This is a genomic window from Rhizobium sp. F40D2, assembly GCF_051810745.2.
GTDB lineage: Bacteria > Pseudomonadota > Alphaproteobacteria > Rhizobiales > Rhizobiaceae > Rhizobium.
On the sequence record NZ_CM131436.1, the window covers coordinates 3,995,645 to 4,009,967 of the forward strand.

General features: G+C 61.8%; 11 protein-coding genes and 1 pseudogene. 2 read left to right on the forward strand and 10 right to left on the reverse strand.

Features of this window, described 5'->3' with window-relative positions; all coding sequences use genetic code 11:
- From ACS4RS_RS19255 to ACS4RS_RS19270, 4 genes are read right to left on the reverse strand one after another with little or no spacing between them, the layout of a single operon-like run.
- The gene (locus ACS4RS_RS19255) at positions 1 to 1,671 is read right to left on the reverse strand and encodes a nitrite/sulfite reductase (RefSeq protein WP_439009678.1); all 1,671 of its coding nucleotides are present in this window, start codon (positions 1,669 to 1,671) and stop codon (positions 1 to 3) included.
- Positions 1,672 to 1,679: 8 nt separating this feature from the next.
- Positions 1,680 to 1,994 carry a DUF2849 domain-containing protein gene (locus ACS4RS_RS19260; RefSeq protein ID WP_049735587.1) on the reverse strand — a complete coding sequence of 105 codons (315 nt, stop codon included), beginning with the start codon at positions 1,992 to 1,994 and terminating at the stop codon, positions 1,680 to 1,682.
- A gap of 2 nt (positions 1,995 to 1,996) precedes the next feature.
- Complete coding sequence (gene cysG / locus ACS4RS_RS19265; RefSeq protein ID WP_439009677.1) at positions 1,997 to 3,433, reverse strand: siroheme synthase CysG; 1,437 nt, start codon at positions 3,431 to 3,433, stop codon at positions 1,997 to 1,999.
- 2 nt (positions 3,434 to 3,435) lie between these two features.
- Positions 3,436 to 3,717: a hypothetical protein gene (locus ACS4RS_RS19270; RefSeq protein ID WP_449313787.1), complete on the reverse strand. Its 282-nt coding sequence runs from the start codon at positions 3,715 to 3,717 to the stop codon at positions 3,436 to 3,438.
- Here ACS4RS_RS19270 and ACS4RS_RS19275 point away from each other — a divergent pair.
- Positions 3,701 to 4,288 carry a deaminase gene (locus ACS4RS_RS19275; RefSeq protein ID WP_439009676.1) on the forward strand — a complete coding sequence of 196 codons (588 nt, stop codon included), beginning with the start codon at positions 3,701 to 3,703 and terminating at the stop codon, positions 4,286 to 4,288. The genes ACS4RS_RS19270 and ACS4RS_RS19275 overlap by 17 nt on opposite strands.
- Positions 4,289 to 4,294: 6 nt before the next feature.
- Positions 4,295 to 5,141 (forward strand): annotated as a pseudogene (gene mazG / locus ACS4RS_RS19280) (nucleoside triphosphate pyrophosphohydrolase).
- 416 nt (positions 5,142 to 5,557) lie between these two features.
- Here mazG and hflX read toward each other — a convergent pair.
- The 6 genes from hflX to ACS4RS_RS19310 all read right to left on the reverse strand — a co-directional run bounded on the left by hflX (position 5,558) and on the right by ACS4RS_RS19310 (position 13,832).
- Positions 5,558 to 6,883 (reverse strand): GTPase HflX, encoded by a 1,326-nt coding sequence (gene hflX / locus ACS4RS_RS19285; RefSeq protein WP_439009675.1) that lies wholly within the window; start codon positions 6,881 to 6,883, stop codon positions 5,558 to 5,560.
- Between the two features lie 77 nt (positions 6,884 to 6,960).
- The gene (hfq, locus tag ACS4RS_RS19290) at positions 6,961 to 7,203 is read right to left on the reverse strand and encodes an RNA chaperone Hfq (protein WP_003539403.1); all 243 of its coding nucleotides are present in this window, start codon (positions 7,201 to 7,203) and stop codon (positions 6,961 to 6,963) included.
- A gap of 112 nt (positions 7,204 to 7,315) precedes the next feature.
- Positions 7,316 to 8,179 (reverse strand): D-amino-acid transaminase, encoded by an 864-nt coding sequence (locus ACS4RS_RS19295; protein ID WP_439009674.1) that lies wholly within the window; start codon positions 8,177 to 8,179, stop codon positions 7,316 to 7,318.
- A 120-nt stretch (positions 8,180 to 8,299) separates the two neighbouring features.
- The gene (ntrX, locus tag ACS4RS_RS19300; protein WP_003573313.1) at positions 8,300 to 9,664 is read right to left on the reverse strand and encodes a nitrogen assimilation response regulator NtrX; all 1,365 of its coding nucleotides are present in this window, start codon (positions 9,662 to 9,664) and stop codon (positions 8,300 to 8,302) included.
- Positions 9,654 to 11,924: an ATP-binding protein gene (locus ACS4RS_RS19305; protein WP_449313788.1), complete on the reverse strand. Its 2,271-nt coding sequence runs from the start codon at positions 11,922 to 11,924 to the stop codon at positions 9,654 to 9,656. The genes ntrX and ACS4RS_RS19305 overlap by 11 nt, the downstream gene beginning before the upstream one ends.
- A 918-nt stretch (positions 11,925 to 12,842) precedes the next feature.
- Complete coding sequence (locus tag ACS4RS_RS19310; protein ID WP_439009673.1) at positions 12,843 to 13,832, reverse strand: voltage-dependent potassium channel subunit beta; 990 nt, start codon at positions 13,830 to 13,832, stop codon at positions 12,843 to 12,845.
- Positions 13,833 to 14,323: the final 491 nt, after the last annotated feature.

Genomic DNA, 14,323 nt, shown 5'->3' on the forward strand with positions numbered 1-14,323 from the left:
TTATGCCGCTTCCGCAGCAGCGCCGTAGAGCGCAGTCTTGAAGGGCTGCGGCCCCACGCGGCGATAGGCAGCAAGAAAGATCTCCGACGGATCAAGGCGCAGGCCGAGATAGGTGTCGACGATCGTCTCGATCGCGTCCGTCACCCGGTCCGGCTCGAAGCCGCGGCCGATGATTTCGCCGATCGAGGTATGCTCGTCGCCGGAGCCGCCGAGCGTGATCTGATAGAGTTCGGCGCCCTTCTTCTCCACACCGAGCAGGCCGATATGACCGACATGATGGTGGCCGCAGGCATTGATGCAGCCGGAGATCTTGATCTTCAGCTCGCCGATCTCGGCCTGACGTTCGGCGCTGCCGAAGCGGCGGGAGATTTCCTGCGCCAGCGGGATGGAGCGCGCATTGGCGAGCGCGCAGTAGTCGAGCCCGGGACAGGCAATGATATCGGTAATCAGGCCAGCATTGGCTTCCGCCAGATCGATGGCGACGAGGCCACGATAGACGGCTTCGAGATCGGCCAGCGCCACATGCGGCAGGATCAGATTCTGCTCATGGCTGACGCGGATTTCATCGAAGGCATATTCTTCGGCGAGATCGGCGATTGCATCCATCTGCGCGTCGGTGGCGTCGCCCGGAATGCCGCCGATCGGCTTCAGCGAGATCGTCACCATGCCGTAATCGGGGTTCTTGTGTGGCTGCACATTCTGCTGGACCCAGCGGGCGAAAGCCGGATCGGCCTTCTTCCAGCGGGCGAGGTTTTCCCAGCCCTCGGCGCGCTGAGGCAGAGCCGGCGGCGCGAAATAGGCGGCGATCGCCTCGACGTCCGTTTCCGGCAGCTTGAGCTCACTATCCCTAAGCGAGGCGAATTCGGCCTCGACCTGGCGCGTCAGTTCCTCGGCGCCGGTCTCATGGACGAGGATCTTGATGCGGGCCTTGTACTTGTTGTCACGGCGGCCGTGCAGATTGTACACGCGCACGATGGCCGTGGTGTAGGAGAGCAGATCCTCCTCGGGCAGGAAGTCGCGGATCAGCTTGGCGATCATCGGCGTACGGCCCTGGCCGCCGCCGACATAGACGGCAAAGCCGATCTCACCCTTATCGTTCTTCTTCAGATGCAGACCGATATCATGGACCTGGATCGCAGCACGGTCGCGCTCGGCGCCGGTGACGGCGATCTTGAACTTGCGCGGCAGGAAGGAGAATTCCGGGTGGACCGAAGACCACTGGCGCAGGATTTCCGCATAGGGACGCGGATCGGCGATCTCGTCGGCGGCGGCACCGGCAAAATGATCGGCGGTCACGTTTCTGATGCAATTGCCCGACGTCTGCAGGGCATGCATCTCGACGCTTGCGAGATCGGCGAGCGCATCGGGGATTTCCGACAGCTTCGGCCAGTTGAACTGCAGGTTCTGGCGCGTGGTGAAGTGGCCATAACCACGGTCATAGGTACGGGCGATATGAGCGAGCATGCGCATCTGACGAGCGCTGAGCGTCCCGTAGGGAATGGCGATGCGCAGCATATAGGCATGAAGCTGCAGGTAGACGCCATTCATCAGGCGCAGTGGCTTGAACGCATCCTCGGCAAGCTCGCCGGCAAGACGGCGCTGGACCTGGTCGCGGAACTGCTCGACGCGCTCGCTGACAAAGGCATGGTCAAATTCGTCGTAACGGTACATCGTCTTCCTCAGACTGCAATGAATTCGGGATCGGCCGGAGCGTAGCCCGGTGCATATTCCATGGTCGGCCCTTGCGCGCGGATGCGCTCACGCAGGCGAAGCGGCCAGAGAATGCCGTTGGTTTCCTGGACTTCGACGACGGCAACGTCAACCACCTCGTTGTCGGCATAGGATTTCTTGCCGATCGCCTCAAGCGCTTCGACGGCTTCGTTATGGCGGGCGACAAGCGCTTCCTGCAGCGAAGTGGACCACTTCCCGTTCGCATCCAGCCAGACGGCAATGCCATCCGTCAGCCGGTTGGCCGTCAGAACCTTGTCTACCATATTCAGCTCCTTGCAAGTTCCTCGAGCCGGGCGTTCGCACGCACCAGTGGCTCGGACAGTTCGAAATTGGCGCCAGCGACCGCATCGCCGATAATGACCATGACCGGGCCGGTCAACTCGTCGCGGTGCTGCAGATCGGGCAGATCGGCAAGCGTGCCATGCAGCAGGCGGCGCTCCGCGCGGCTGGCATTTTCGATGACGGCGACTGTCGTCTCGGAGGGAATGCCGGCCTGCATCAGCCGCTCGGCGACCGAGGCGGCAACCGTGCGGCCCATATAGACGGCGATCGTCGCGCCGGAGACGGCAAGGCTTGCCCAATCGGGCAGCACGTCGCCGGTGAGATCATGGCCTGTGGTGAAAACAAGCGAGGAGGCGACGCCGCGCAGTGTCAGCGGCAGCTCGAAATCGGCAGCGGCGGCGAAAGCCGAGGTGATGCCGGGCACGACCTCATAGGTGATGCCGGCAGCGCGCAACGCGGCCATCTCTTCCCCTGCCCGGCCATAGACCAACGGATCGCCTGATTTCAGGCGGACGACGCGTTTGCCCTGGCGGCCGAGATCGACCAGGAGGTCGTTGATCTCTTCCTGCGATTTCGAATGGCAGCCTTTGCGCTTGCCGACCGAAAGCCGCTCGGCGTCGCGGCGGCCCATATCGACGATCGCCTGCGGCACGAGCGCGTCATAGACGATGACATCGGCTTCCATCATCACGCGCTGGGCGCGTAGCGTCAACAGATCCTCGGCGCCCGGGCCGGCGCCGACCAGCCAGATATGGCCGGCGACCTTGTCCATCGCCTCCAGCAGCCGGTCGGCGGCGTGGCGGGCCTGCGGCAGGTTGCCGTTGGCGACCGCATCGGCAACCGCGCCTGAGAAGAATCGGCGCCAGAAGACGCGGCGAGAAACGCCACGGGGCACCATCTGCTCGACTGATTTGCGATAGCTCGTCGCCAGGCCGGCAAGCCGCCCGAGCGACGGGGAAAGAAGCTGATCAATCTGCGCGCGGATCATCTGCGCCAGAACCGGCCCTGCCCCTTCAGTGCCGATCGCCACGGCGACGGGGGCGCGATTGACGAGCGCCGGGGTAAAGAAATCGCAGTAATCGGGCTGATCGACGGCATTGGCCGGAATTCGGGCGGCGCGGGCGGCATCGACGATCTCGCGATCATCGGCTTCATCGCCGGTGGCGGCGAAAACCAGTGCCGAACCCGCGACCTGCTCGGCGGAAAAGCCGGCGCGCACGGTCTCGATGCGGTTGGCAATCAGGAAAGCGTGATAATCGGCTTCGGGCCTGTCGGCATAGGCGATGATCCGCGCCCGCGTGTTGAGCAGCAGCCGCACCTTGGCGAAAGCCTCGTCGCCATTGCCGAAGACAGCCGTCTTCTGACCTTCCACGCGAAAGAAGGCTGGAAATACCGAAAGCTGCTCAGTCTTGGAAGACATCATCAATCCACTTCGAAGTTGCCAGAATATGCCCGTGATCGACAAGGGATTGAAGGAACAGAAATTCGAAAGCCCCAGCAAGCGCGTATTCTTTTGCTCGCGTCATCGGCGATTTGAGAAAAGTCAACCGTGCTGACGAAAACCACCTGATCCCATTCTCTTTGTTGCAGCGCAGTATAAAGCTTGTGACAAACGGCGTCCACCGGCGTTTGGCGCATTTCGCTCGCGCCGCCAAGACGATAGACTGAGGAAAAATCGGAGACGCCAATGCCTGACAAGACCATCGCCGCCCGCCTGCTTTCGGTGATCGAGGAGGATATCCTGCCGCTGACCGAGCGCGGCGTTTCCTTGGGCAACAAGGTGTTCGGCGCGGCGATCCTGCGCAAATCCGATCTTTCGCTCGTCGTCGCCGAGACCAATAACGAGCTGGAGAATCCGCTCTGGCACGGTGAGGTGCATACGCTGAAGCGCTTCTACGAACTTGGCGAGAAGCCGGGGACCAAGGATCTGATCTTCCTTTCGACGCACGAACCCTGCACCATGTGCATGTCGGCGATCACCTGGGCGGGCTTCGACAATTTCTACTATTTCTTCAGCCATGAGGATTCCCGCGACGCCTTCGCCATTCCGCACGACCTGAAGATCCTCAAGGAGGTCTTCGGGCTTGAACCCGGCGGCTATCGCAGGCAAAACGCCTTCTGGAACAGTTTTGCCATCGCCGATCTCGTTGGGACAGAAGAGGCTCAGCAAAAGACCGCGCTCACGGCGCAGACCGCCCGCATCAAGGCCCGCTACGACGCGCTGTCTTCCACCTACCAGTCGTCGAAGGGCGCCAACGATATTCCCCTTAACTGAGGCACCATGGAACCTTCCAAAGATATTTCCCGGCTGATCGAGATCATGGCGGCGCTGCGCCACCCCGAAACCGGCTGCCCTTGGGACATCGAGCAGAGCTTCGAGACGATCAAGCCCTATACGATCGAGGAGGCCTATGAGGTCTCCGACGCGATCGAGCGCGGCGATATGGATGACCTTTGCGACGAACTCGGCGACCTGCTGCTGCAGGTGGTCTTCCATGCCCGCATGGCCGAGGAGGCCGGCGAGTTCTCCTTCGGCGACGTGGTCAACGCCATCACCACCAAGATGATCCGCCGCCACCCGCACGTCTTTGCCCGCTCGGAGGCCGACACGCCCGACGCGGTGAAGATCCAGTGGGACGAGATCAAGCAGGCCGAAAAACGCGAGCGCGCCGAGCGCCGGGCAAGGCGGCGGGATCACCGAGGATTTCAAGGGCGGGTTCCTCGGCTCGGTGCAGCGCAGTTTCCCGGCCTTGACGGAAGCGCTGAAACTGCAGGAACGTGCCGCCAAGGTCGGCTTCGACTGGTCTGCCCTGGAACCGATCCTCGACAAGATCGAGGAGGAGATCGACGAATTGCGGGTGGCATTACGCGAAGGCGACCGGGGGAAGGTCAGCGACGAGCTGGGGGATCTGATCTTTGCGGTCGTCAATATTGGCCGGCATGTGAAGACCGATCCGGAACAGGCGCTGCGCGGGACGAATACGAAGTTTCGGCGTCGTTTCAGTCACATCGAGCAGGTTCTTGATCAAGAAGGCGAGACGCTGGAAGCGGCGACGCTGGAGCGTATGGAGGAAATCTGGCAGGCGGCGAAGGCAATTGAGCGGGCGGTGACGGCTGGAGCTGAGTGAGTTGGCGTGGGGTTCAGCCGCACCCTCCGTCATGCTCGGCCATGAGCCGAGCATCCACACGACACCCACCAGCAGCCGCGGCACGGATCCTCGGCTCAAGGCCGAGGATGACGGAGGATGGGGCTAAAGTTGTCGGAGATACCCCGTCGGAGACTGAATGCGTCTGCTCCCAATCCTCGCGCGGCGGCTTTGACCCGTTGCCGATGCGGCTGGGTAGATCGGCCGAGTTTGGCGAGAAGCCAACCCCACTCTCCGTCGTCCTCGGCCTTGAGCCGAGGACCCATGCCACGACTGTCGGTGGATGCGGCGTGGATGCTCGGCTCAAGGCCGAGGACGACGGAGGGTGGGTTAAAGTCGCCGGAGATAGCTCATCCTGAGCGCAAGCGAAGGGCAGAATGAAGGGCGTGCCGAGTGCTTTACCGCTCCCAATCTTCCTTCGAAGACTTCGGGCCGTTGCCGATGCGGCGTTCGAGTTCGGTGGCTTCGGTTTCGGAAAGGCGCAGATCGAGCGTGATCGATCCGTCTTCATTGTCCTCGCGGCCGTCGACGATCGCGTGGTCGTAGAGCCAGGGCAGTAGCGCCAGCTTGTCGACGGGAAGGCGGACGGTCGTTTCGGTCATTACGCCGGAAAGCCTGCGGCTGATCTCGTCCATCAGCGTATCGACGCCCTCGCCGCTGACGGCTGAGACGGCGACGACGTTGCTGACGCCGGCCGACTTCTGCACCATGGTGTCGTGCACCTCGGGCTCCAGCCGGTCGATCTTGTTCCAGACCTCGATCAGCCGCTTCGCGGCTTCAGCCTCGTCGATGCCGAGATCACCAAGGATGCGCATCACATCGGAGCTTTGGGCCTGGTTGTCGGGATCAGACATATCCCGGACATGCAGGATCAGATCGGCTTCCAAAACCTCTTCCAGCGTCGCCCGGAAAGCGGCGACCAGATGGGTCGGCAGATCGGAGATGAAGCCGACGGTGTCGGACAGGATAACGGTGCGGCCGTGCGGCAGCTTCATGCGGCGCAGCGTCGGGTCGAGCGTGGCAAAGAGCATGTCTTCGGCCAGCACGCCGGCGCCGGTGATGCGGTTGAACAGCGTCGATTTGCCGGCATTGGTATAGCCGACCAGCGCCACGATCGGGTGCGGCACCTTGCGGCGCTTGGCGCGGTGGAGCTGGCGGGTGCGCACGACCTGCTCCAGCTCGCGTTCGAGCTTGATGATGCGGTCCTGCAGCAGCCGCCGGTCGGCTTCGATCTGGGTTTCGCCCGGGCCGCCCATGAAACCGCCGCCGCCCCGCTGGCGTTCAAGGTGGGTCCAGCTTCTGACCAGCCGGCCCTTCTGATAGTTCAGATGGGCGAGATCGACCTGCAGCGTGCCTTCCTTGGTGGAGGCGCGGCGGCCGAAGATTTCGAGGATGAGGCCCGTCCGGTCGATGACCTTGGCGTTCCATTCCTTTTCGAGATTGCGCTGCTGCACCGGGGTCAGTGGATGATCGACGATGACGAGACCGGAATCGCGTTCATCGAGCAACGCCTTGATCTCCTCAATCTTGCCGGTGCCGAGCAATGTCGCCGGTCTCGGATCGTTGACCGGGACGATCGAGCCGCTGACGACGTCGAGGTCAATCGCCTGGGCAAGGCCCGTCGCCTCTTCCAGACGGCTTTCCGGCGTGCGGGTCGAGGCCGATCTGCTCTGGCCGCCGCGGCTGCGCGATTTCAAAACCGGCACGACGACGGTCGCGCGCATATCGTCCCTGTGCTTGGCGGCCTCAGGGATGATCGAATCGTTCTTGGTATCGCGTGTCGAAATGACGGCTGATCCTGTTAGGACGCTGCTTCTTCGCTCTCGAACATCTGCATGGGCTGGCCCGGCATGATCGTCGAGATCGCATGCTTATACACGAGCTGCGAATGGCCGTCACGGCGAAGAAGAACACAGAAATTGTCAAAAGACGTAACAACGCCCGTGAGTTTCACGCCGTTGATCAAAAAGATTGTCAGGGAAATCTTTTGCTTGCGAACAGTATTAAGAAATAGATCCTGAAGATTCTGAGAACGTTCCGCCATCGCGCCGCTTCTTTCTTTATTGCCGACCTGAGCTGGCCGGTGGAGTATCAATCAACCTCACCATGCAAAGACCGGTGGCACCCTCATTCCACCCGTCCAGCAAATCTTGGTATCAAATCGCAATCTTTTCCGCAACGTCGAAAAAGGCTTCGCGGACTTTCTGCGAAACGCTGCCTGGATGAGCGTTGGCGATCGTCTGGCCATCGACGGAAACGACCGGAAAACAAATACTTGTGGCTGCGGTGAGGAAGACCTCGCGGGCTGCGAGCATCTCGGAAACCGAGAAATTCCGCTCGGCAATCTGCAAACCCAGCTTGGCTGCGACATCCATCAAGGTGGTGCGGGTAATGCCGCGCAGGATGCCGTGTTCGGCCGGCCGAGTCACCAGCATTCCATCGCGATCGACAATCCAGACATTGGTCGCCGCCCCTTCCTTCACCATGCCGTCGCCGTCGACATAGATCGCCTCCTGGGCGCCGGCCTCCTTGGCCTGCTGGCGGGCCATGGCATTCGGCAGCAGGCCAACGGATTTGATGTCGACGCGGTCCCAGCGATTGTCGACCACGGTGATCGCCCTGATGCCATTGGCATTCTTGGCGGCGATGATTTTGGGATCGGTGCTCTTGGCGGTGATGACCAGCGATGGCGGCGTTCCCTCGGCCGGAAAGACATGATCGCGCCGGGCGACGCCGCGTGTTACCTGCATATAGAAAAGCCCGTTGCGGACATGGTTGCGCCGCAGCGTCTCGCGGATCACCTGCGTCAGCGCGGCGCGGCCCATCGGCCAGGCAATGCGCAGCTCACCGAGTGAACGATCGAGACGGTTCAGATGGCGGGTGAGATCGACGATATAGCCGTGACGCACCTCGCAGACCTCATAAACGCCGTCGGCGAACTGGTAACCGCGGTCTTCGATATGCACGCTGGCATCGGAATGCTTGACGTAGCGGCCATTCACATAGGCAATTCTCGGCATGGGAAACTGGTCTTCCGGAAGGCGATAAGAGAATGCGGCGCGGTTATCGCCGCGCCTGCTAGATCAAAAAGTGGAGCATGATGTTGCCCGAAAACCGCTGTCACGTTTCGGCATCATGCTCTAGACGCCGAGCGACTTCAGCTTGCGGTGCAGCGCCGAACGCTCCATACCGACGAATTCGGCGGTGCGCGAGATATTGCCGCCGAAGCGGTTGATCTGGGCGATCAGATAATCCTTCTCGAACATCTCGCGGGCTTCGCGCAGCGGCAGCGTCATGATGTGATAGTCGTTCTTGGCGGAAACTTTCGGCAGCATGTCGCCGAGATCGGTCGGCAGCATATCCGCGGTGATCGGCGCATCCGGCCCGTCGGTGCGGGCAAGGATCATCAGCCGCTCGATATTGTTGCGCAGCTGGCGGATATTGCCCGGCCAATCATGCGCCTGCAGCACCGCCATGGCGTCGTCGCCGATGCGGCGCGGACGAATGCCGGCCTGCTCGGAAATCTGGCGCATCAGCTGATCGACGAGGAAGGGAATATCCTCGCGCCGTTCGGCGAGCGCCGGCACACGTACCGGCACGACGGCGAGGCGATGGTAGAGATCCTCGCGGAACCATCCCTCGGTGATCCGGCTTTCGAGATTATAGGCTGTGGAGGAGATGATGCGGACGTCGACCTTGACGCGCTTGGAGCCGCCGACGCGCTCGAATTGCTGATCGACCAGCACGCGCAGGATCTTGTTCTGCGTCTCGCGCGGCATCTCGCCGACTTCGTCGAGATAGAGGATGCCGCGATGGGCTTCCTCGAGCGCGCCGATCTTGCGCGCCTGGCCGGGCGTGCCCTCGGTGCCGAACAGCGCCACCTCCATGCGATCGGGCGTGATGTTGGCAGCGTTGATCGCCACGAAGGGACCGTTGGCGCGGGCCGACTTCTTGTGGATCATCCGCGCCACCAGCTCCTTGCCGGAGCCGGATGCGCCAAGGATCATGATGCGGCTGTTGGTCGGCGAGACCTTCTCGATCGTCTGGCGCAGCTGCGACACGGCAACCGAGGTGCCAATCAGCTCCAGAGCATCGCCGGTGCGGCGCTTCAGCTCGGAGACCTCGCGCTTCAGCTTGGAATTCTCCAGCGCCCGTTCGGCGATCAGGATCAGCCGGTCGGCCTTGAAAGGCTTTTCGATGAAATCGAAGGCGCCGCGCTTGATGGCCGAGACGGCGGTCTCGATATTGCCGTGGCCCGAGATCATCACGACGGGCAGATCCGGATGGCGGGTCTTGATCTCGTCGAGCAGCGACAGACCATCGAGTTTGCTGCCCTGCATCCAGATATCGAGGAAGATCAGCCGCGGCACACGATCTGATATCGCCGCCAGCGCGCTGTCGCTGTCATGGGCCGTGCGCGTTTCGTGTCCCTCGTCGGAGAGAATGCCGGAAACGATCTCGCGAATATCGTGCTCGTCGTCGACGACGAGAATATCAGAGGCCATAAACGCTTTCCTTGTCATTGGCTGCGGGAGAGGCGGGCGTCGAATCCCGGCGTGGCAGATGCACGCGGATCATGGCCCCTCTTCCCCGGTCAAAATCGGCTGGCGCATCATGCAGCTCGAGCTGCCCGCCATGTTCTTCGATGATCTTCTTGACGATGGCGAGACCGAGGCCGGTGCCCTTCTCGCGCATCGTCATATAGGGTTCCAGAATACTGTGGCGGTTCTCCACCGGCAGGCCGCGGCCATTGTCGATGACATCGACGGTGAAGCGGTCACGGGCGGCATCGAGGGCGGCGCGAACGAGAATCTTGCGTTCATCCCGTTCGTCGCTAGGAACGGCCTCGATCGCCTCCACGGCATTCTTGATCAGATTTCCAAAAGCCTGACCGAGCATGCGGCTGTCGAACAGGCCCTCCAGCGGCTGGTCGCCGAAATCCTGCTCGAAGGTGACGTGACTGTTGCCCATCTCGCGCAGGAAGATCGCGTCGCGCAGGATCTCGCGCAGGTCGCTCGGCTCCTTGGTCGGCTTCGGCATACGGGCGAAGGCGGAGAATTCGTCGACCATGCGGCCGATATCGCCGACCTGGCGGATGATCGTATCCGTGCACTGGTCGAAGACGGTCCGGTCGCCTGGGTCGATCTGTTTGCCGTAGCGGCGCTGGATGCGCTCGGCGGAAAGCTGGATCGGGGTCAGCGGGTTCTTGATTTCATGGGCGATGCGCCGTGCGACGTCGCCCCAGGCGGTCGAGCGTTGGGCGATGACGAGGTCGGTGATGTCGTCGAGCGTGATCACGTAGGATCTGCTCATATCGCGCACCTCCTCGCGGGTGACCTGCACGCTCAGCGTCCGCACGGTGCCGCCGCGCACGAGCGCGATCTGCTTGCGGAAATCGCCGCGATGACGCGACGCCGCCTCGGTCAGCACGTGATCGACCTCCGGCGCGATGTCGGCCAGCTGCTTGCCGAGCATTTTATCGGCCGGCAGCGACATCAGCGTCTCGGCCGAACTGTTGACGATGGCGATGCGGCGGTCATGCTCGACGCCCATGACGGCGGCGGTGACGCCCGACAGCACCGCTTCGATGAAGCGGCGCCGGTCGTCGACCTCGTCCTTGGCTTCGAGAATCTCGTCGCGCTGGGTGCGGATTTCCGAGATCATCTTGTTGAAGGTGCGCGAAAGATTGGCGACGTCGCCATCGACGGCGTGCACCGGCACGACGATATCCATATTGCCCGATGCGACGCTGTCGGCCGCGGTGATCAAGAGCCGGATCGGCCGGACGATGCGGTCGGCTACCGCTATCGCCGTCCAGATCGCCGCGAGCAACACGATCAGCGCGAAGCCGATATAGAGCACGGCGAAGGCGATCTGCAGCGAGAAGCGATTGGCTTCCATCGACCGATATTCGGTGGCGTTCTCCTCCATCATGCGCATGGCGCCCATGACCTTGGGATCGACGGCGCGCACCGTATAGAGGAAGGTGCCCGGGATGGCATCGAGCTTGATGATGGCGCCGACAAGGTTGGTGACGCCTGGCGGAATGAGCGTCGGCTGGCCGGCCGCGGCCTTCTCCAGCGCGTCTTGCGGGATTGCCGGCAACGGCTTTTCGGTGGTGATGTCGGCCTGGACGATGACCGAGCCGTCGCGTTCGACGAGGAAGGAGCCGAGCAGGCCGCGGCCCCTCGCCTGACGCGTCATCAAGTCGGCAAAGCCCGTCCTGTCGAGGTTGTAGAGCGCGCGGTTGCGCTCCAGATCGTTGGCCATGGAAACCGTCTGCCCCTGCAGGTAGCTGGCGTTTTCCATCATATAGGCCTGGCCGATATTGCGCGACGAGCTGACGATCGACTGGGTGCGCAGCGCAAACCAGCGGTCGAGGCCGGCATTCAGCGTGATGCTGGCAAAGATGGCGACGAGGATCGCCGGCGTGATCGCGACGATCGAGAAGAGCACGACGATGCGGATGTGCAGGCGTGCGGCCGCCCGGCCGCGGGTGCGCGCCTTGAGCAGCCTTGCCACCTCGCGGGCGATCAGCGCCAGCAGCGTCAGGACGAAGAAGGAGTTGACGATGACCGAGGTGATGACGACATGCGACGTCGGCGCGATCGGTGTGAAGCCGAGCAGAACGAAAAGCGTCGCCGTGGCGCAGAGAAGCGCGCCGCCGGCAAGCACTAGGCCGGGCACGGCGAAAAGGGCGCGGCGATCGGTCACCGTGGTCACCGCCTCGCCCGCCGCCGCCGGCGATACCCCATCCTGCGTCATTCGGCCTCTCTTCAGACGGCACCCGCCGCCCGCGCCATCCGATCGAAACCAAAGAACGCCGGCTCAAAAAAGCCAGCGCTGGAACGACTCGATCGGGAGCGAATGTCCAAAACCCTGCGTGACCTTTAAGCAACGCATTGTGGCGAAAATGCAACGCACTCCGTGACATTGTCAAGCCGTCTTAACCCTTGCCGTCGCCCACGACGATTGGTCGAGTTGGCCTCCGTTGTCGACGTCTGTGGTTGTCACGCCGCCATTTTACGCCCTAATCGAGTTGATTTGCGCACGGATCGAGCTTCACATAGTGGGACGTGAGCCTCCCGACGTATGCTCCGTTAGAAATATCCTCCTTCATGAAGTTTATTTTTACGACCTTCGCAAACGTCCTCGTCATGTACTGCTCGAACGTCTCAGGAGCAAAGTAATCGTTTGGGAATCCGCGATAAATACTGCAGCAATCCGGGTGCTTCATAAGGAATTCTGCTGCAAACCTGTAGTTAGACGTCATCCGCGATGACTGGAGAAAGTAAGGTGAATTTTCAGATGCTCGAATGGATTGACCTACAGCGGCGGTTATGAACTCGCTGTCGCTGATCGACCCACGGTTTCCGCAATCGTGCGAGACCTCCCAGACGTGGCCTGCCGTTTTGAACCTGATGAACGTCCATGCACTGGTAAAGAGCACGATTGCTGCCAGCAAAATCAAGAAAATTCTCAATATCTCGATCTCTCAAAATGTCTCAACGGGCCGTCTCGACAAAAGACGGCATTGAGAACTTTTGGCCCAGACGCTCGCCGTATCCTGCGACCAGGAGAATACCACTTGGCCCGCTGCGCGTGCCATCGCGCTGGAACGGCTGGCTAGCGGCTTTCCCTCGACGGGGCCTTAATTCGACCGTCGAGGGAGGTCTGCTTCCTCTAGAAGCGACGCGGGCCTTCCGGCTTGTTTCCAACGATCGTGTCGATCCGGTGCATCACGTCAGGCGTCATCTTCTGCCTGTGCGAAAGAGCCGCGAGATTGTCCTGCAGCTGGCTGGCGCGCGATGCGCCGAGAATGACGGTGGAGACGTTGCGATTGGCGAGGCACCACAACAAAGCGAGATGGGTGATCGACAGGCCGATCTCGTCCGCGAGCTTTGCGAGCTCACCCACCTGCTTGAGCTGGGCGCGGCCGGCGTCGCTGGACCATTTCTCCTTCAGCCATTCGTAGCCCGGCAGGTTCATACGGCTGTCAGCCGGCACACCGTTATTATATTTGCCGGTCAAGACGCCCGATGCGAGCGGCGACCAGATGGTGGTGCCGAGGCCGATCAGGTCGTAGAGCGGGAGATAGTCGGATTCGACCTTCTGGCGTTCGAAGATGTTGTACTGGGGCTGCTCCATGGTCGGTGGCGTGATGCGCAGGTCGCGCGCCACGGCGTAGGCTTCCGTCAATTGCTGCGCGGACCATTCCGACGTCCCCCAGTAGAGCACCTTGCCCTGGGCAACGAGATCGTGCATCGCCCGGACCGTTTCCTCGATCGGCGTGTCGATATCCGGCCGGTGGCAGAAATAGAGGTCGAGGTAGTCGATCTGGAGTCTCTTCAGCGCGGCATGGCAAGCATCGGTCACGTGCTTGCGCGACAGGCCGCGCTGCGTCGGCTTCTGGCCGCCCCAGAAGACCTTGCTCGAGACGACGAAGCTGTCGCGGCTCCAGCCAAGCGACTTCAGCGCTTCGCCCATGACGATCTCGGACTTGCCGCTTTCGTATCCTTCGGCATTGTCGAAGAAGTTCACCCCGTTGTCATAGGCAAGTTTCATGAGGTCGACGGCGTCGCCACCATTGACCTGCTTGCCGAATGTCACCCATGAGCCGAACGAAAACTCGCTCACTTGCAGACCCGACTTTCCCAGACGACGATATTCCATCATGCAGCTCCTGAAAAATGTGCCGGCCGGTCACCGGCGTTGCGCGATCGATCGACGACCGACTCGCGTAATCTATGGCATGCACGACGATATGCGAGGAGCGGAAAGAAAAAGGGCGCTCCACGACATCAGCCGGAGCGCCCGTAGCATGCAATCGACGACGTTTGCGGCGGAGGTCGACAGCAGCAAAGGCAGATGACGAGATTCGGAACGGATTGGCAACATGCAAGTGGAGTTGCGGACGTTATCGCCCGCCGATAGCCCGGGTCATCCACCTGTTATCCACAGCCTATCCACAGGCACGGCGGCTACGACCGCAGCAACTTCAATGACATTCGCCCGGCGGCAAACCGCACGTCGCAAATGCTCTGTGACCGTTGAATGACACTGGGCTTTTGTTTGTCCGCTCGGATATAAACCCCGACCCAGCTCGGCTAGAGTCAAGTCTCTTCCCGACCGTGGCGGCGGACGCCGGGACGAAGTGGGCGGTG